Annotated in this window: 13 protein-coding genes; all 13 read left to right on the top strand. The window is 58.0% G+C overall.

All coding sequences use genetic code 11. From position 1 onward, the window contains the following. The 13 genes from tagH (at position 1) to KUO20_RS13470 (ending at position 18061) form a co-directional block, all read left to right on the top strand. The gene (tagH, locus tag KUO20_RS13530) at positions 1-1389 is read left to right on the top strand and encodes a type VI secretion system-associated FHA domain protein TagH (RefSeq protein ID WP_235040362.1); all 1389 of its coding nucleotides are present in this window, start codon (positions 1-3) and stop codon (positions 1387-1389) included. Then, positions 1386-1940 (top strand): type VI secretion system lipoprotein TssJ, encoded by a 555-nt coding sequence (gene tssJ, locus KUO20_RS13525; RefSeq protein WP_235040361.1) that lies wholly within the window; start codon positions 1386-1388, stop codon positions 1938-1940. Before tagH ends, tssJ begins: the two co-directional genes overlap by 4 nt. Then, entirely contained in the window at positions 1940-3274 is a 1335-nt protein-coding gene (tssK, locus tag KUO20_RS13520) for a type VI secretion system baseplate subunit TssK (RefSeq protein WP_235040360.1), read from the top strand. Before tssJ ends, tssK begins: the two co-directional genes overlap by 1 nt. Positions 3275-3277: 3 nt before the next feature. Then, the gene (gene icmH, locus KUO20_RS13515; protein WP_235040359.1) at positions 3278-4120 is read left to right on the top strand and encodes a type IVB secretion system protein IcmH/DotU; all 843 of its coding nucleotides are present in this window, start codon (positions 3278-3280) and stop codon (positions 4118-4120) included. A gap of 8 nt (positions 4121-4128) precedes the next feature. Then, positions 4129-6780, top strand: coding sequence for a type VI secretion system ATPase TssH (gene tssH / locus KUO20_RS13510; RefSeq protein ID WP_235040358.1), 2652 nt, complete (start codon positions 4129-4131; stop codon positions 6778-6780). 4 nt (positions 6781-6784) lie between these two features. Then, positions 6785-8335 carry a sigma-54 interaction domain-containing protein gene (locus KUO20_RS13505; RefSeq protein WP_235040357.1) on the top strand — a complete coding sequence of 517 codons (1551 nt, stop codon included), beginning with the start codon at positions 6785-6787 and terminating at the stop codon, positions 8333-8335. Further along, positions 8332-8997: a type VI secretion system-associated protein VasI gene (gene vasI, locus KUO20_RS13500; protein WP_235040356.1), complete on the top strand. Its 666-nt coding sequence runs from the start codon at positions 8332-8334 to the stop codon at positions 8995-8997. The genes KUO20_RS13505 and vasI overlap by 4 nt, the downstream gene beginning before the upstream one ends. An 11-nt stretch (positions 8998-9008) precedes the next feature. Beyond that, on the top strand, positions 9009-10481 hold the full coding sequence (gene tssA / locus KUO20_RS13495; protein WP_235040355.1) for a type VI secretion system protein TssA: 1473 nt from the start codon (positions 9009-9011) through the stop codon (positions 10479-10481). A 39-nt stretch (positions 10482-10520) separates the two neighbouring features. After that, positions 10521-14171, top strand: a complete 3651-nt coding sequence (gene tssM / locus KUO20_RS13490) for a type VI secretion system membrane subunit TssM (RefSeq protein WP_235040354.1) — start codon at positions 10521-10523, stop codon at positions 14169-14171. Next, positions 14155-14745, top strand: coding sequence for a GNAT family N-acetyltransferase (locus KUO20_RS13485; RefSeq protein ID WP_235040353.1), 591 nt, complete (start codon positions 14155-14157; stop codon positions 14743-14745). Before tssM ends, KUO20_RS13485 begins: the two co-directional genes overlap by 17 nt. 66 nt (positions 14746-14811) lie before the next feature. Then, entirely contained in the window at positions 14812-15099 is a 288-nt protein-coding gene (locus KUO20_RS13480; RefSeq protein ID WP_235040352.1) for a type VI secretion system PAAR protein, read from the top strand. Position 15100: 1 nt separating this feature from the next. After that, the gene (locus KUO20_RS13475; protein WP_235040351.1) at positions 15101-17158 is read left to right on the top strand and encodes a type VI secretion system Vgr family protein; all 2058 of its coding nucleotides are present in this window, start codon (positions 15101-15103) and stop codon (positions 17156-17158) included. Beyond that, positions 17159-18061: a DUF4123 domain-containing protein gene (locus KUO20_RS13470; protein WP_235040350.1), complete on the top strand. Its 903-nt coding sequence runs from the start codon at positions 17159-17161 to the stop codon at positions 18059-18061. Positions 18062-18085: the final 24 nt, after the last annotated feature.

Here is an 18085-nt window from a genome sequence, read left to right as displayed (position 1 = left end):
ATGCACGCTAATCAGCTTGAAGCCATAACGTTAGTGGTAACTAACAGCGAGCAGCTTGAAGGCCGCTCAGTCAGCAGCTTTGTTTTTAAACAGGACGGCGGCACGCTGGGGAGCAGCCCTCATGACGACTGGCTGCTCCAGGATCATGGTGGGCAAATTAGGCCCAGCCATGCCGAAATCATCAAGATTGACGGCAAGTATTGCTTAGTAGATCTAAGCGGCCACACCTATATCAACCGCACCACGCTGCCGGTGGGGCGCAACCGAAAAGTGGCGTTGCGCGATGGTGATGAGCTGCTCGTCGGTGAGTACTGCTTAAAGGTGCACCTAGGCGATCGGCACGCCTGGCAGCCCGGCGTTCATTCGCTTTCTCGGCTCATCGACGAAGAGCATGACGACGTGACGGCTGATGCCACGCTATGGCCAGCGGGTGCCGGCGAAACGTTTAGCCATGAGGCTGAAAAGGGCGACCCCATCGAGGCGTTGGGCGGTGCCCTGCCAGGCTCTATTCAGCATGACCCGATGGTGGCCTTAGACCGTGATGACGCCGTTTCAGACGTCATTGAGCCGTTGGAGAGCGTGGCGTTTTCACAGCGTCAAACCTATCAAGGATCAGGCTATCAACAGTCGGCCTATCAAGAACAGAAATTTAACAAACCGTCTTTTAGCACAACTAGCACAACTAGCACAACGACGCAGAGGAGCAGTGGCATGGATGAGCGGCAGCTAAACGACTTAGAGCGCTCGGTTGGTGAGCAATTGGAAGATCGCTGGCAAGCACCCACAACACAGGCGCTTGGCCATGTTGGTGCAGACCCGTTGCTTAAAGGCCTAGGTTTGGATCTAAGCTTTCGCGACAGCGAAGAACAGCAGGCGTTTCTAGAAGAAGCAGGCCAAACGCTGCGTGCCACTATCGATGGCCTGCGGATACTGCAGCAGGCCCAGGATAATAGTAAATATCCGCTGCGCGACCGTCGTTTACAGCCGATTGAAGATAATCCTCTACGGCTGGGGCAGTCCTACGAAGAGACCGCTGAAACCCTGTTTTCGGCCCAGCGTAGCCCGGTGCATCTGTCCGCCCCTGAGGCCGTCGCCGAGTGCTTGCGCCATCAAGGTCAACATCAAGCCGCTGTGGAGGAGGCCATTGGCCATGCGCTCGGCACTATTCTTGATGCGTTTTCACCCGAAGCGCTGTTAAAGCGTTTTCACGCCTACCGCGGTGCGGGCAATCGTATTGAAGACGAAGGCGGCTGGGCGTGGGAGATGTATCACCACTATTACCGCGAGCTCAACTCAGGGCGCCAGCAAGGTTTTCAAAAGCTGTTTTGGGAAGTTTTCGAGCAGGCGTATGACCAATCGGTGCGTCGCCAGCAGCGGGAGGAGGCATGATCCGATCAAGCATGAGCGTGTCAACAATGGTACGGCTTGCTTGGCTGATGGGCGTCATTCTGCTGTTAGCAGGCTGTGCCTCAACCCGTGAAGCCACCGGGAAAACGTGGCAGGTCCTACGTGATCCCTCGATCCCCGTTGGCTATCCCGAAGATCGGCCCACCACGGTCGACATGAGCATGATTGCCGAGCCGAACGTTAATCCCAATGTGGAAGGTGAAGGAACGCCGCTGCGCTTTCAGGTGCTTCAGCTAAAAGACGATTCCATGCTAATGGCTGCCGACTTGGGTCAGTTAAGCCGTGATTTAGAAGAAGCGCTAGGCACGAATTACCTGACCCATGACGACTTCACTTTATTGCCCGGGCAGTGGAAGTTTTACGAACCGTTCGAAGTCGATGAAGACACGCGTTACATCGGGCTGATTGCGTTCTATGCAACGCCCAACGAAGCCGAGTGGAAAAAGGTCGTCAAGGTAAAGGCGAGTGGCGAGCATTACCACCTGCTGGTTCACCTCCGTGACAACGAAGTAGAGCTAAGGAAGGAGGAATAATGGCCAGCCGAAATCGTGTGGTGTGGAGCGAAGGCTTATTCATCAAGCCCCAGCATTTCCAGCAGCAGCAGCGCAGCCTAGAAGGCTTAATCGATACGCGTCTAAAAGGGGTTAGCCACTATTTATATGGCTTCCTATCGCTGGAACTGAACAGCGAGTTTTTAAGCTTTGGGCGCATAGCGATCAGTCGCGCTAGTGGCGTTATGCCGGATGGCGTGGCTTTCCATCTGCCCGCTGATGATATGGAGCCTAGCCCACTAGAAATCAGCGATGCGAGCATTACCAATCAAGTGGTCTATTTAGGCCTGCCGCTGGCAACCGATGGCGTCGGCGAAGTGCGCTGGCCGGGCGATGATTTGCCGGCCCGCTATCGTCTGTTGTCACGCAGCGTGCGTGACCTACATTCCCGCGATGGTGACTCGGCAGATTTAGACGTTGCACGCGTCTCACCCCGGCTGCTTTTAGAACGTGATGATCGCAGCGGCTACGCCTGTTTGGCGGTTGCGCGTATTGTTGAGCGTCGCCCGGATGGCAGCTTAGTGTTGGATGAGCAGTTCCTGCCCACGTTGCTTAACGTGCAGGCGGCCTCTGGGCTTCAGCGCTTCGTGGGTGAAATGGCCGGGCTAATGCGCGAACGAGCGCGCAATATTGCCCAGCGCCTCTCAACGCCCCACCAGGCCGGCGTAGCCGATGTGACTGACTTCATGCTGCTTCAGCTGCTTAACCGTGCTCAGCCGCGTTTTCAGCATTTAGCACGGCTAGGCCAGCTCCATCCCGAGCGGCTTTACGACACCATGCACGAAGTGGCCTGTGAGCTAGTGACCTTTACCGATGAGTCGCGGCTGCCGCCAGAGTGCCCTGCCTATGACCACGATCACCCTGATCGCTCGTTCCGGCCGCTGATGAAGATGATGCGCCAGGCGCTTTCAACCGTGCTTGAGCCTCGTGCGGTGGCGATTCAGCTACAAACGCGCCGTTTTGGCTTGCTGGTGGCGCCACTTTCCGATGTCAGCCTGATCGAGTCGGCGGAGTTTATTCTGGCGGTACGTGCGGATATGCCCAACGAGCGGCTGCGCAAGCTTTTCTTACAGCAAACCAAAGTGGCCAGCGTCGAGCGTATTCGCGACCTTATCAGTCTTCAGTTACCCGGTGTGCCGCTTGAACCGTTGCCGGTTGCTCCTCGCGAGCTGCCTTATCACGCCGGTTATACCTACTTCCAATTGGACCGTCAGAGCGAAGCCTGGGGAATGCTCAACGGTGCCAGCGGGTTTGCCTTCCACGTCGCAGGGGAGTTCCCCGGCCTGGAAATGCAGTTCTGGGCCATCAGGAGTTAAGCCATGCAACATCTCACAACCGATGAGCGCAATTTGGTGCGCCCACGCGCTGAGCGCAGCAAAGCGCGTCATGAAGACCTGATCAATGAGCGTGGCCTAGAGCATTTAATCCACAGCCACGCCGAGCAGTTGGATGCCGATGAGGACTACTGGTTTCGCCTGCGCGGTCACAATTTAAATCCTTTAGTGGACGCCGCCAGCAGCCTGCTTGGAATGGTGGTACGTGTGCGCCAGCTCGACAGCGCAGGCGATGTCGAGCGGCTTTATCGTCAAGTCGTCGACGAAATCGCCGCGATTGAAATCGAGCTGACCGAACAAGGCTACGACCGGGCAACGCTGCTCGCTTACCGCTACGTGCTGTGCTCCTTCATCGATGAAGCGGTGATGGGAATGTCCTGGGGGCGGCAAAGTAAGTGGGCGGAACACTCCTTATTAACGCGCTTTCATAATGAAACCTGGGGTGGCGAAAAAGTCTTTTCTATCCTGGCGCGACTGCAGCAAGAGCCCAAGCGCTACCGCGACATGCTGGCGTTTATTTACCTATGCCTATGCCTGGGTTTTGAAGGTCGCTATCGAGTGATGACCCACGGCCGTGATGAGTACGAACAAATCGTTCGCGCGCTCGGCGACCAGCTTTCTACTCTGGATCAGCCCTCTGAAGAAACGCTTACGCATCCATTGCGTAACGTTGTTAACGCTCGCCAAGGGCGGCGAACGGGCTTTCCTATTTGGGGCATCTTTGGGCTATTTGGGGTTGCCATGGTGGCGGTGTATATGGGCTTGTCATGGTCACTTGACCAGCAGGCTGAGCAGATCACCTCGCTTCTTAACCAAATCTATCGTTAGGAGATACCATGCTCAGGGTAGAGCTACCGGCGCTTATTGATCGCCTGAACCCGATCACCCGCCAAGGCCTCGAACAAGCCGCGGTGCTGTGCGCACAGCAACAGGCGCCAGAAGTCGCGGCCGCGCATTTGCTGCAAGCGCTGCTGGACCAGCCGCTGTGCGATGTACGCTGTTTGTGCGAGCATTTTGAGATCGATACTGCGGCGCTGCGAGCAAAACTTGCCGAAGAAACGCGCCCGCCGCGCGATCTTGAGATCATCACGCCCAGCTTTTCACCGCTGCTGGTGGAGCTATTACAAGACGCCTGGCTGCTCGCCGCTACCGAATATCAGCACCGTGCATTACGCAGTGGCGCCGTGCTAACGGCTTTATTGCATAACGCTGAGCGCTATCTTGGCGCGGGTTCGGTGCGCCTGCTGGCGGATATCAATCGCGAAACGCTGCGCCGCCATTTAGAGCACCTTGCCGCTGAATCGGCTGAGGCTCCCAGTGATCCATCCTCAAACGCAGGGCGCCAGTCTGGCATGGGGTCTGGAAGCATGGGGCCTGGAAGCGAGAAGCCTGAAAACGATAGTGCGCTGGCGCGGTTTGCCACCTCTTTAACCGAACAGGCACGCCAAGGCGAGCTCGACCCCGTGCTGGGGCGCGATCCGGAAATCGACCAGATGCTCGATATTCTGGGGCGTCGACGCAAGAACAATCCGATTGTGATCGGGGATGCCGGGGTGGGTAAAAGCGCCGTTGTGGAGGGGTTGGCAGCACGCATTGTGGCAGGGCAAGTTCCTGCAGCGCTAAAAGATGTTGAGCTACTGACTCTTGATTTAGGCGCCCTGCAGGCAGGCGCTGCCGTTAAAGGCGAGTTTGAAAAACGCCTGAAAGCAGTGATTGATGAGGTGAAAAACGCACCGCGCCCTACGCTGTTGTTTATTGATGAAGCGCACACGCTGATTGGCGCCGGTAATCAAGAAGGGGGCGGTGATGCGGCCAACTTACTCAAGCCTGCGCTGGCGCGCGGCGAGCTGCGCACCATTGCCGCGACCACGTGGCGCGAATACAAAAAGTACTTCGAAAAAGACCCCGCGCTTTCAAGGCGCTTCCAGCCTATAGCGCTCTCTGAACCGAGCGTGGAGCAGGCGCTGGTGATTCTGCGCGGCCTGCGCGATGTTTACGAGCGTGCCCATGGGGTGCTGATTGGCGACAGCGGTTTGCGCGCCGCCGCGGCACTGTCGGCACGCTACTTGGCCGGGCGGCAGCTGCCGGACAAAGCGATCGACGTGCTGGATACCGCCTGCACGCGATTAGCACAGGCGTTAGACACGCCGCCGCGCAGGCTCAGCCATCTGCAAAGCGAGCACATCGCCGCATTGCGTGAGCGCGACCAGCTCGAGCGTGAGCGACTGCTAGGGCGTGAGCCCGATAGCGAAAATCACCACATCTTAACGGAGCGCCTAGCCAAGCTTGAGCAGGAGCTAGCAAGCTTAGAAGCCGCCTGGCAGGCGCAGCGTGGGTGTGTTGATGCGATTGTCGCGATGCATCGCCAGTTGCTAGACGCCACCAATAGCGATGCGCTGGATCAACTGCCTGAAGATATTCATCAGGCGCTGGCCGAGCGTGAACAGCAGCTGACGCAGCTGCAAGAAACCTTTGCATTGGTTAATCCTAGTGTTGAAGAAGCACAGATTGCCCAGGTGATCGGCGACTGGACAGGCGTCCCGGTAGAGCGCATGACCAGTGATGAGCTAACGCGGCTTACCGAGCTGCCTACTTATCTAGGGGAATTAATCCAGGGCCAAAGCAGCGCGGTAGAGCGCATTCACCGCCATCTGCTGACTGCCCGTGCGGATCTACGCCGGCCAGGGCGGCCCTTGGGCGCCTTCCTTTTGGTGGGCCCCAGCGGGGTCGGTAAGACTGAAACCGTGGTGCAGATTGCTGACCAGCTGTATGGCGGTCGCCAGTTTCTGACCACTATCAATATGTCCGAATACCAAGAGAAGCATACCGTTTCTCGGCTAATTGGCTCACCGCCTGGCTATGTGGGCTTTGGCGAGGGCGGCCTATTGACCGAAGCGATTCGTCAGCGGCCTTACTCGGTGGTGCTGCTGGATGAAGTTGAAAAAGCGCACCCCGACGTGTTGAACCTCTTCTATCAAGCGTTCGATAAAGGTGAGCTGGCCGATGGGGAAGGGCGATTAATCGACTGTAAAAACGTGCTCTTTTTCATGACCTCTAACCTTGGCTATGAGGCCATTGTCCGCCACGGCGATAACGCTGCCCAGCTTGATGCAGCGCTTTATCCCGTACTGGCTGAGTTCTTCAAGCCCGCACTGCTCGCCCGTATGGAAGTGGTGCCTTATCTGCCGCTAGACGGCGATACGCTGCGCGATATCGCCAAAGCCAAGCTGCACACGCTGGCAACGCGTATTCGCGAACGCCACAGGCATGCGGATGTAGCGCTGGATGACACCCTGGTGGATGCGATTTGCCAGCGTGCCACCCGCAGTGAAAACGGCGCGCGCATGCTGGAATCGGTGATTGACGGTGAGCTGCTCCCGCCGCTGTCGCGTGCCTTGCTCGAACGCATGGCGCGTCGTGAACAGGTGACCCGCGTTGCGCTGGGTGTCGATGCTGAACTGGGCACCTTTACCGCGGAGGTTGCGTAACTTCATGACGCTGCTAGCCGCAATGCCGATTGCATTAACCCTAGTAGAGAGTGCTAACGCAGAGGCGTTGCGCGCGCGAGCAGCAACGCTGGTGCGTGATGGCCTGGGCCTGGATGGCGCAGAGTGCCTCTATGTGGAAGGCAGCGGCCGCTGGCTGGGGCGTGACGGCGATGCCGCGCAGTTCGATTGCAGTGATTTTAGCCATCCCTACGCCCACGTTATTCGTAGCGGTAAAGCGCTAACGTTAAGTGTGGGTGATGCACGCACGCGTTTGGACCACCGCGCGTTTCAAACACAAGTGGCGCGCTTAGCGGCGAATAAATGCCTCCAAGTACGGCCACTGCGGGCAATGGACGGTGATCAAGAGTGGCTGGGTGTGCTGTTAATGGTGGGCGAGCGAGACGCTCTCAACGCGCTTAATGACGACCCCGGCATGGCAGCTTTTGAAGCCTTGCTATGCAGGCTGTGGGCACGGCTTTCGAGAGAGCAGGGCGAGCGGCATCGTACGCGCGCGCTGCGTGATTCCCTCGCCAAACTCAACGACGGCGCCCGGCGCCAGACGCTGGCAGACCAGTTAGCAGAAGACCTGCTGGGGCAGTCGATGGCTATGCACACGCTGCGCCGCCAAGTGGTGAGAGCAGCAGAAACTAATCTGGCCGTGTTGCTGCAAGGCGAAACCGGGACGGGTAAAGATCGTGTAGCGCGTGCCCTGCACCAGCTTTCGGCGCGCTCAAAAGGCCCGTTTATGGCGATTAACTGCGCTGCCATTCCCGAGGCGCTGCTGGAGTCTGAGCTGTTCGGTCATTCCAAAGGTGCATTTTCAGGCGCGGACCAGGCCCAGGAAGGACTGATTAGCCAAGCCGACGGCGGCACGCTTTTTCTGGATGAGGTGGGTGATATGCCGCTAGCGCTGCAGGCCAAGCTGCTGCGCGTGCTGGAAAGCGGCCGTTATCGCCCTTTGGGGGCGAGCGAAGAACGCTGCGCCGATTTACGCATAGTGTCTGCGACCCATCAGCCGCTTCGCGAGCATATCCGCGAGCAGCAGTTTCGCGCCGATCTTTACTACCGGCTCGGTCAGTTCCCGTTGACCCTGCCCCCGCTTGCCGAACGGCGCGATGACATCGCTCAACTGGCGCAATCGTTCATCACCGATTTCTGCCAGCGTGAAGGGCGCGTCGAAATGGGTATTACGCCCGCGGCGCTGCGCTTACTGCACGGTCGCGATTACCCTGGCAACGTGCGCGAGTTAAAAAACCTTATCGACTACGCCTGCGCTATGACCGCGCAAGGCACTGATATTGATGCCTACGTGCTGCCAGGAGAGCTTGATAATGACGCGCCCATAAATACGACTCTGCCGACCAGCGGTGGCGCGTACGCGTTGCCGGACAGTATTGACGACTTGCGCCAGGCGCTGCGGGACGTTGAGTCCGACATTATTCGTCAGCGGTTGCTGCACTTTGGCGGCAACCGAGCACAAACCGCTGAAAGCCTTGGCTTACCTAAGCGAACGCTGGCGCACAAGTGCCAACTGCTAGAACTGGATACCAAATGAAAATGACCTTACTGACGCGCCAATGGTCATGCAGGGCGCTGCTCATTATAGGCGCTGGCAGTAGCCCCGGGCTGTATGCCGACTCGCATCAAGCAGGGCTAGAGAGTGTATTGGATAACGCGCAGGCCTGTGCGGAAGAGCCCTCGCGTTTAGATCGGCTCAGCTGCTACGACGACGTGTTTAAACCAACGCTGGCCACGACAAACGATTCAGAGCTATCCGACCTGTGGTACGCCATTGAGCGCCAAGAGGCCGAGCGAGATACACAGGCGCTAGGGCTGATGGTGGAACAAGTCGGCGACGATGTGTTGATGAGCGTGCCTGCGTTGGGAACCACGCCGCCGCGCCCGGTGATGGTGATGGCCTGTGAGAAAGCGATCACTCGCTTCCAACTGCACATGCCTGAACCGGTCAACGCGGCTCGCGTTGATCTTCAGCTTTCGACTAATACGGGCAGTATCCAGCAGCAGTGGCGTGCACGCGACGATGGCCATGTACTTAACGGCGGCCGAGGGTTGCCCGCGATTGAGACATTGCGACAGCTGCTTAACGCCAATGAGGTCACGCTGACGAGTGATGTCGCCGTGTTGAATGGTTTGCGTTTTGACATCACGGGCTTGCGTCAAGCCATTCAGCCCATGCGCGAAGCGTGCCGCTGGTAAGGGAGCCAACTATGCGTATTACCGCCGCCGCTCATCTTGATCCTCTGCTGGCCCCGCTGGCTAACAATGCAGACGGGCAGCCTGTGGGGGAGTCGCTTGAGGAAACCAGCGATTATCTAGCCCTTGACGCTGAAATGATGAAAGTCGGCTCGCTGCAACATGCAAGTGTCGCGTGGGAAAGCGCTGAAGCGCTGGCGATTCGCATGCTGAGCGAGCGCGGCAAAGACTTAAAAGTGCTAGGCCATTTGCTGCACTGCCTACAGCACGATGGCAATGGCGTGCGCTTTGCGCTGTCACTACGCCTGTTAACGCGTGCTCTGGAGCAGCCCTGGTGGGCGCATGCCTATCCCTTTAATGGTCCGCGGGGCGCAAAGCTGCGGCCGCGATTGTTTCAGCAGTTTACCCAGCGCAGCGTAAAGCTCGCCGCCGGGCTGGACTTTCATAATGCAGACGATGAGTTCGATGCTTGCGATACCGCGCTAATGGAGCTGCAGGCATGCGTAGAGCAATACTCACTCCCCGGGCAGGCGCTGAATGAGTTGAGCCGCCAGCTCACCGCGCAGCGTCCTACTCAAACACCGTCTTCAGCCAATAGCGATAGCGCTACGCCAACGAGTGAGCGAAGCGAGACCGCGAGCAGCCAAACAGGGCAGCAAGCGGCGCCAACCGTTGAGGCGCCCGCGAAAGTGCCGGAGCTGCGCTTAGAGGCAGGTAACGAGCGCTCGAATCGTCAGGCGCTGCTCAAGATGGCGGATTTTTTGACCGAGCAGGCCTCGGGGGAACCGCTTGCTTACCGCCTTCGCCGCTACGCCGTTTGGAGTGCCATACAAGCGCTGCCTTCTTCTAAAGAAGGCGGGCGGACAGAGCTTGCGCCCGTTTCCGCCGACCGCATTGCCGGCTACCGAGAAGCCTTTGCGCGCGGCGGCGACAGCGACTTATGGCAGCGCATTGAAAATAGCCTAGCGGTCAGCCCCTATTGGCTAGAAGGCCACCGGCTGAGCGCTGGTATTGCCAAACAGCTGGGGCATCCGCGCTGCGCTGAGGCGATCCGTGATGAAGCGCAGCGCTTTGTGCAACGTCTGCCCGGCATTGAAGCGCTGACCTTTAATAACGGTGCGGCGTTTGTCGATGATGAGACTCAGCGCTGGCTGCATAGCAGCGGAATGCCGGGTAGCGGTGGGGCCAGCAGTGGCGGTAATGATGCTTGGCAGGCGGGCTTAGAAGAGGCTCGCGAGGAAATGGAAGGTGGCGATGTGGGCGCGGCATTAAAAGTGCTTGATCAAGGCCTTAGCGCCGCCCGATCGCCTCGTGAAAATGCCTATTGGCGTTTAGCGAGTGCAGACCTTTTGCATGAAGCCGGGCTGGAGAGCCTTGCGCAGCAGCACTACCGCACATTGCACCAAACTATCACCGAACTTGCGATGGAACAGTGGGAACCATCGCTCGTATCGCGCCTTAAAGCGGCGGTTAAAGAAACGCACTAAACAATATTCATCAGTAACAGGGACGAGGGATAAAGGCTAATGTGGTCAACATTAACATCAAAGCTGAGCCGCTGGGTGCCTGGCTTGTCGCGGGCACAAACAGCGAAAAACCGTGCCAATGCGCATGGTAATAAAGCGAAAGGGCTATTGCGGATCTCAACACTGCTATGGGCGGTGTTGCTCATCGTATTACTGGTCGCTATTTGGTGGCTGGGGCCGGGTTGGGAAATACGCGACGTCATGCCGCTTGCCCCGTTGACGAACCGCTTGTTGGCAACGCTGGCCGTCGTCACGCTTATTGCTGTGATCTGGGGAGTCCGCTTAGCGCGCCGGCTGCGAACCTTGGATGAAGAGCGTGAGCACGAAGACGCTCGCCAGCAAGACCCGATTATGTCCCAGGTGGAGAGACAAGAAGCCTCGCTCGACAGCGTGTTGACTGAGATTACGTCGAGCCTAGGCGGTGGCCATAACAGCCGTTATCGCCTGCCTTGGTACCTGGTGATGGGGGTCGAAAATGCGGGCAAAACCAGCCTGATCAATCGCTCCGGCCAAACCTTTGCGCTGACCCACGTGATGAAAGCATCTGGGCAGAGCAGCAAGCAGGGCCAGCTAGGCTTTGACTGGTGGATTGGCGATAAAGCAGTGCTGATTGACCCTGATGGTGAGCTGCTAACGCAGGGCGCTATGGAGGGCGGTGAGCCTCAAGAGCTACAGCGCAGGCTGTGGGACCATTTTGTCGATTGGCTTGAGCGCAATCGTGCCCAGCGGCCGTTAGATGGCGTTGTACTGGTGCTGGATCTAGCCCGATTAAGCCACGCCCAAGTGGCGGTGCGCAAAGCCTATGCCGCGCTGTTGCGAAGCCGCTTACGTGAATTAATGGAACGTCACGGCACCCGGCTACCGGTTTACGTCACGTTTAGCAAAATGGACTTGCTGCACGGCTTTGACGACTTTTTCCGCCACTATTCCCGCGCAGCCCGCCGTGCGCCGCTTGGCTTTACCTTTTCAGCCGCTTCGATGGACACGCCCGGGAAATGGGAGTCTGAGTTCGAAGCTGATTATGACGCCTTGCTGGCACGCTTGAACCAGCATATGCCGACCATGCTGTCCGAGTGTCGCGACCGCGATGAGCGTGAGTCGGTATTCCGGTTTGTGCGTCAGTTAGCGGGGCTGCGCGATGTGCTGTTCGGCTTTCTGGCCGAGGCGCTGTCGAGCGATCGCTTCTCAACGGCGGCGATGGTGCGCGGCACGTATTTTACCTCGGTTTATCAGCAGGGCGTGCCGGAAGATCCGTTTGTTGATGCCGCCGCACGCCGCTACGGCATGGGCGATACCGTGCAGCCTGCGCACAGGGCCACCCGCAGCGCGCTTTATTTCACCGAAGAGTTGTTTGATAAAGTTATTTATCCCGAGGCAGGCTTAGCAGGCGATAACGCCCGTGTGACTCAGCGCCGCCGTCGGGCGCGCAATATTAGTCTGGTTGCCTGCTTGATCATGGGAGTTGGTTTAGTCGGTGGCTGGGCGCATTTCTATCAAAAGAACAGTGTCTCTCTCGCTGCAGTAGAAGAGCGGGCGGCAACGTTCTTAGCCACTCAGCCTGAGGCTTTCCAAAGCGACGATCCCAGCGGCTATGAGTTTCTAGAACCGCTGGACAGGCTGCGCTATGCGCTGGAAACCTTCTCCGAATACCGCACGCACACGCCTTATCTCGCCGATATGGGGCTTTATCAAGGGCATATCATTGGCGCCCAGGTTGAGCGTGCCTACCTGGCGATGCTGGAAAATCAGTTCCTGCCGGCATTAATGATCGGCATCGTGGATGACATGAATCGCTCCGAGGAAGGCAGTAACGCGAAATTAGCGTTACTGCGCGTGCTGCGCATGATGTCAGACGCCAGTGGCCGCCAGCCTGAGCGGGTAGAGCGCTTTATGGCGCAGCGCTGGCAGGGCTACTTTCCTCAGCGGGGCGATGTTCAAGAACGCCTGTTGACACACCTTGACTACGCGTTGATACATAGCGATTTACAAGGGCATATTGCTGATGGCCAGCAGCGTGCCGAACAAGCCATGGCGCCGCTTCAAGGCAGCATCGACGCGGCACAGCAAGAGCTTTCTCGTCAGCCGATTGATGAGCGGGTGTATACGTCCTTGAAAGTCGCCGGTAGCCGCCAAGGTGAACCGCTTGACCTGCGCCGTAGCGTCGGCACGCTGTTCAATACGGTATTTATGGCGCGCAATGATCAGGCCGAGTACGTGCAACTGCCTCACTTGGTGACCCGCGACGGCTTCGAGAATTACTTTCTACAAGAGCTTGATCGGGCCACAGAGCTTGCGCTGATCGACGTGTGGGTGTTGGGGCAACGCGATAACATCAACTTTAGCGAAGCCGATAAACAGCAGCTGCAAACGGCGCTGCGCGACTACTACGTGAGTGACTATCACGTTAGCTGGCGCGATGCCTTGCGCAATACGCAGCTGGTGCCTTTGCCGGACATTCATCAGGCCATCGTGGTGGCGGATGCGCTGGTGGGTTCACAGCGGCCATTAGACCGATTGTTGAACGCCGTTGAACGTAATACCAGCCTCTATCCTGAGCTGCCCGAGGATGACGAACAGGCCCGCGCAGCGCTGCGCGAATCTCAGCGATACCAGCTAGCGCTGGCCATTGAGCAGCCCTTTACGCCGATTAACCAGCTCAGCCAGGCGCGTAATGACAACCCCTCGTCGCTTGAGGAAATTAAGGTAGCGGTCACTGAGCTGCGCAACTACTTGCAGGAAATTGAAGAGTCGAGCGATGCAGAGCGTGCCGCCTTTATGAATGTGCGTGATCGGCTTTCGCTGCGTGGTAACGACCCCATTTACAATCTACAGCGCATTGCCGAAAACACGCCGCAGCCGGTAGGCCGCATGCTGCATGATTTGGCTGATCAGAGCTGGCAGCTAATGATGGTGAGTGCCACGCGTCATTTAGAACACCTTTGGCTGGATGAAGTGGTCGCGCCTTATCAAGAGCGCCTAGCCGGCCGCTACCCGCTTGCCCCCGGCGCCACCAGTGAAGTAGCGCTTAGCGACTTTGAAGACTTCTTTGCCCCCAGCGGCACCCTAGATGCCTTCTATGAAGAAAGCTTAAAGCCCTTTATTGAGGGCGCGCCCGAGTACTTAGTTGATGCTGACGGTAACTCGCTACTGCGCGATAGCCTGCACACCGCCGTTCAACAGGCCGAGCAAATTCGTCGCGCCTACTTTAGCCGCGACGGCGCGCTGGATGTGGAGTTCGCCCTAGAGCCGGTGAGCTTAAGCCCTGACAAGCGTCGCAGTGTGATCAGCGTGGACGGCCAGCTGATCGAATACGCCCACAGCGCCAGCCAGCGTGTTTCGATGATTTGGCCCAATACTTTACGCGGTGGCAATGAAAGTCGCGTCACTATGGTGCCTAGTGAAATCAACCGCTCTCCGCGCAGCGTGACTCAAGACGGCGCCTGGGCCTGGTTCCGGCTGTTAGAACAAGCCGATATCACCAGTGTCAGCGAGCGGGAGCTGGAACTGCGCTTCAACGTCGATGGCGGCTCGATGCGTTATCGCCTGTTTGCTAACGGCTCAGCCAACCCCTTTACGCGCCCGCTAGCGGCGGGCTTCCAGTTGCCAGCGGCGCTCTACGCCGAGCGAGGCAGCAATGCTGACCAAACTTAAGCAACTGTTTAGCGCCGGCACGTCTCAGCCTACGACGCGCCATAAGCGTCAGAGCAGCGTGAAGCGCGCCCGCCCGCTAGAGGAGGCGCGCAGCGAGGACATCGACAGTTTTATCGAAGCGGTCTATCACGCGGATGCCAAGGGGCACTCACCATGGGTGCTAAAAGATAAAAGCGTGCTGGAAACGCTGCGTCGGGCGCTGGAATTTACCGTTCACCGCGGCCTTTGGTTACAGCGCGACGAAGGTAAGGTCGCGCATTGGCAGGGCCGACTGCTGGCACTACGCCATGGTGACGGGCCGCCGCTGGGCATGGTGCTGGCCTGTCGCCCTGACGATGAGGCTGCCTGGCAGCTGCGCTTTTTCTACATCAGCCAAGAGTGGAAAGGCAGCGGCCATGGCACCCGCTTACTCATGGCCGTGCGCCGCAGCCTCAGTGGTGTACCGCTGCAGACACGCCTGCCGCTGGTGTGCCACTCGGCCATCGATAGCCTGGAAGCCGCCGGCTTTACTCGCCAATACGTTGATGCCTTTGAGGTCGCCAGCTACGAAGCGCCCGCAAAGTGGGACGAATAAGCTCGATGAATAAGCCGCACGAATAAGCAGTCATGTAATGCAGTCATGTAATAAGGAGTACCCGCAATGGGCCAGCAATTTGTACTAGTGGGCGATATGGGAACCGACCACGACGGTTTTCCTGCTACGCCGGTCACCGCCGGTAGCGGCACGGTGCTAATGGACGGTAAGCCCGTCGCTCGCGTAGGCGACCCGCTCGCGCCACACGACAAGCCCAGCCACTCCACGCATCCGCGCGCCATTGCACAGGGCTCGGGCACTATTTTAATCGACGGCAAACCCGCTGCGTTAACGGGCCACGGCGTGGACTGCGGTGGTGTGGTCATCGGGTCTGGTTCAGGAGAGGGAAGTTGAGATGACAAGCACAGGACTGCAATTTACGTTAACACTTCCTGGCGTTGACGAGGTGGCGGTGATCGACTTCACCCACCGCGAAACGCTTTCCCAACCCTTTGAACTGGCGCTGAATCTGGCTAGCCGCGATGGCAGCCTAGATGCCGCCGATCTCCTTGATAGCGAAGCTACCCTGACTATTTGGCAGGATGGCGAACCGCTGCGCCGCGTGCACGGCATTATCGCTGAATTTGGTCGAGGCGACCGCGGCCACCGCCGCACCTTTTATTCGCTAGTACTGCGCCCCGCCCTTTGGCGGCTTTCGCTACGCCAGAACTCGCGGATTTTCCAGAAGACCGACCCGCTCACTATCATCAATACTCTGTGCGATGAGCGCGGTATCACCGATGTGGCCTTTGCGGTTAACCGCGATCTTCCTGAGCGCGAGTACTGCGTTCAATACCGCGAAACGGACCTCGCCTTTATCGAGCGCCTCGCCGCTGAAGAAGGCCTATTCTACTTTCATGAATTTGAAGACACCGATGGCGGCGCCCACCGGCTGATCTTCGCCGACGATCCGCAGGTGCTAACGAGCCTCGGCGAGTGCACTTATCACAGCCGGGCGGGGGGCACGGCTCCCAGCCGCCATGTACGTAAGCTGAGTCAAAAGGCCCGCGTCGCTGCAGCCTCCGCCACGCTGAAAGACTACAGCTTCAAGAACCCGGCCTACGCCCAGTTGCACGAACATATGGGCCGCGATGTCGAGGCTCACGGTCAGCAGTCTGACTACGAACATTTTGATTACCCCGGCCGCTATAAGCAGGACGCCTCCGGCGAACCGTTTACCCGTATTCGCCTGGAGCAGTTGCGCCGCGAGGCCATCACCGCCAATGCCGAAAGCGACCTGCCCGAACTCGCCCCCGGCCTGCGCTTTACGCTTATCGACCACGATACTGACAGCCTCAACCGCGATTGGCAGGCAATCAGCGTTATTCACCACGGCGAGCAGCCTCAGGCGCTGGAAGAAGATAGCATCAGCAGTAGCGAATCAGGAGGTATGACCCGCTACTTTAACTACGTCACGTTGACACCAGGCGACTCTCCCTGGCGGGCCACTCCCAATCCCAAGCCCAAGCCCCGCGTGGATGGCCCTCAAGTAGCCTTTGTGGTCGGCCCCGAAGGCGAAGAGATTCACTGCGACGAACACGGCCGAGTCAAAGTGCAGTTCCCCTGGGACCGCTACGCGGAACCCAATGATACTGCGAGCTGCTGGGTGCGCGTTGCCCAAGGCTGGGCGGGCGGCGGCTACGGCAGTATCGCCATTCCGCGTATTGGCCACGAAGTGATTATCTCGTTCTTAGAGGGCGACCCCGATCAGCCGCTGGTCACCGGGCGTACCTATCACGCGGTGAATACCGCGCCGTACCCGCTGCCAGAGCACAAAACCCGCACGGTCATCCGTACCCAGAGCCACAAAGCTGAAGGCTTCAACGAGCTGCGCTTTGAAGACGAGGCGGGTGAAGAGCAGATTTGGCTGCATGCCCAGAAAGACCTGGAACTGCTAACGCTTAACGACCGCACTGAAGAAATTCAAAACGACAGCCAACTCAAGGTACACAACAACCGCATCAGCGAAGTCGACAATGATGACCACCACACGGTGCATAACAACCGCCACATCCAGGTCGACGGCGACGACCACCTGATGATCGACGGCACGCACCATGAAAAAATCGGCCAGGCCCAGCTGCTGGAAGCCGGGCAGGAGATTCATCACAAAGCGGGCATGAAGGTAGTGATTGAAGCCGGTGCTGAAATTACCCTAAAAGCCGGCGGCAGCTTCCTGAAAATCGACCCTAGCGGCGTCACCATTGTTGGTCCGCAGGTCAAGATCAACTCGGGGGGAAGCCCGGGTTCAGGTAGCGGGCAGGCGGCGCAGGGGCCGCAGTTGCCGGTGGATGTTGAGGCTGAAAGTCATCAAGCGGTTGCACCTGTTCATCGCCCAGCTCAGCTTAAAACACTGCTCAAAGCGCCTGCACGTTGTGAGATTTGTGAAGATTTGAGCCAGGGAAAACGCTAGATGAAACAACCGCAAGGAATAACGCATGCATTGTTGGATGGTGTGCGTTATCCCAATGCCCTCAAACGCTTGTATAGCCGCGATGATATTGAGGATATCGAGCCACTCTATCTAATGACCCGCTGGGCATCATTAGCGGAACAGGGGCCGATACTGGTGCGCCTGAAAAGCAGCCGTTTAGCGGATGAAGCTTGCGCTAACGCCGACAGTCAATTGCATCGCTCGATTTCCCTAATGAGTAGTCCTGTAAGCACAAGCGAATTGAGTAGGTGCCTTGGGCAGTTTGTGACTTTTAAGGGGGAAGGGGAGCAAGAGCAGCTATTGCGTTTTGCTGACCCCCTTGTCACCAGGCATTGGCTGACCAGCTACGGAAGTGCTCTACCGGCAGAGATGATGGGGCCCATCGACACGTGGTGGGTGGCCGATTGGGCGCCTAACTGGGCAGAACCTCGACCGTTGGCGTGGCAAATATTCCGCTCTCATCTCAGTCAAGCATCAACAACGGCGGAACCGGCAAATTCTTTTCCGCCGATGGGTAGCGTTCAGTTAGCGGCTCTTGATGCAGTAGACCGCTGGCAGCTCAAGGAGCGCCTAACGGATTACTTTAGCGAGCACATGGCCGAAGCATGGCAGCGGCTTCCTGTTGAGGGGCGCGGTATATGGCTTGAAGAGCGCTTAGATGATGCCATCGCGTGGGGTGCCAATACGGAACGCCAGCTTGCTATTTGGGCTAGCCTGAGCCTGCGCTGGGGCGAGCACTTTATGACCGCTAGCGACGGTTTATATGCCCGTTGGGTGGTGCAAACGGCCGAGAAAAAACCGCTTTCAAGGCAAGAGCAACTTTATGCATTAGATGCTTGGAGTCGAACTCAAGAGACTATGCCTAATGACTACGCCAGATGACATCGCCCAAGCATCACTATTAAA

It is taken from the genome of Vreelandella profundi (genome assembly GCF_019722725.1).
Lineage (GTDB): Bacteria > Pseudomonadota > Gammaproteobacteria > Pseudomonadales > Halomonadaceae > Vreelandella > Vreelandella profundi.
Note: the sequence above shows the minus strand (reverse complement) of the source record. Positions and strands in the feature narration are given on the sequence as shown.

Bases quoted from the DNA above. Each gene is read 5' to 3' on its own strand.
- tagH (WP_235040362.1), top strand. From the start codon at position 1: ATGCACGCTAATCAGCTTGAAGCCATAACGTTAGTGGTAACTAACAGC.
- tssJ (WP_235040361.1), top strand. From the start codon at position 1,386: ATGATCCGATCAAGCATGAGCGTGTCAACAATGGTACGGCTTGCTTGG.
- tssK (WP_235040360.1), top strand. From the start codon at position 1,940: ATGGCCAGCCGAAATCGTGTGGTGTGGAGCGAAGGCTTATTCATCAAG.
- icmH (WP_235040359.1), top strand. From the start codon at position 3,278: ATGCAACATCTCACAACCGATGAGCGCAATTTGGTGCGCCCACGCGCT.
- tssH (WP_235040358.1), top strand. From the start codon at position 4,129: ATGCTCAGGGTAGAGCTACCGGCGCTTATTGATCGCCTGAACCCGATC.
- KUO20_RS13505 (WP_235040357.1), top strand. From the start codon at position 6,785: ATGACGCTGCTAGCCGCAATGCCGATTGCATTAACCCTAGTAGAGAGT.
- vasI (WP_235040356.1), top strand. From the start codon at position 8,332: ATGAAAATGACCTTACTGACGCGCCAATGGTCATGCAGGGCGCTGCTC.
- tssA (WP_235040355.1), top strand. From the start codon at position 9,009: ATGCGTATTACCGCCGCCGCTCATCTTGATCCTCTGCTGGCCCCGCTG.
- tssM (WP_235040354.1), top strand. From the start codon at position 10,521: ATGTGGTCAACATTAACATCAAAGCTGAGCCGCTGGGTGCCTGGCTTG.
- KUO20_RS13485 (WP_235040353.1), top strand. From the start codon at position 14,155: ATGCTGACCAAACTTAAGCAACTGTTTAGCGCCGGCACGTCTCAGCCT.
- KUO20_RS13480 (WP_235040352.1), top strand. From the start codon at position 14,812: ATGGGCCAGCAATTTGTACTAGTGGGCGATATGGGAACCGACCACGAC.
- KUO20_RS13475 (WP_235040351.1), top strand. From the start codon at position 15,101: ATGACAAGCACAGGACTGCAATTTACGTTAACACTTCCTGGCGTTGAC.
- KUO20_RS13470 (WP_235040350.1), top strand. From the start codon at position 17,159: ATGAAACAACCGCAAGGAATAACGCATGCATTGTTGGATGGTGTGCGT.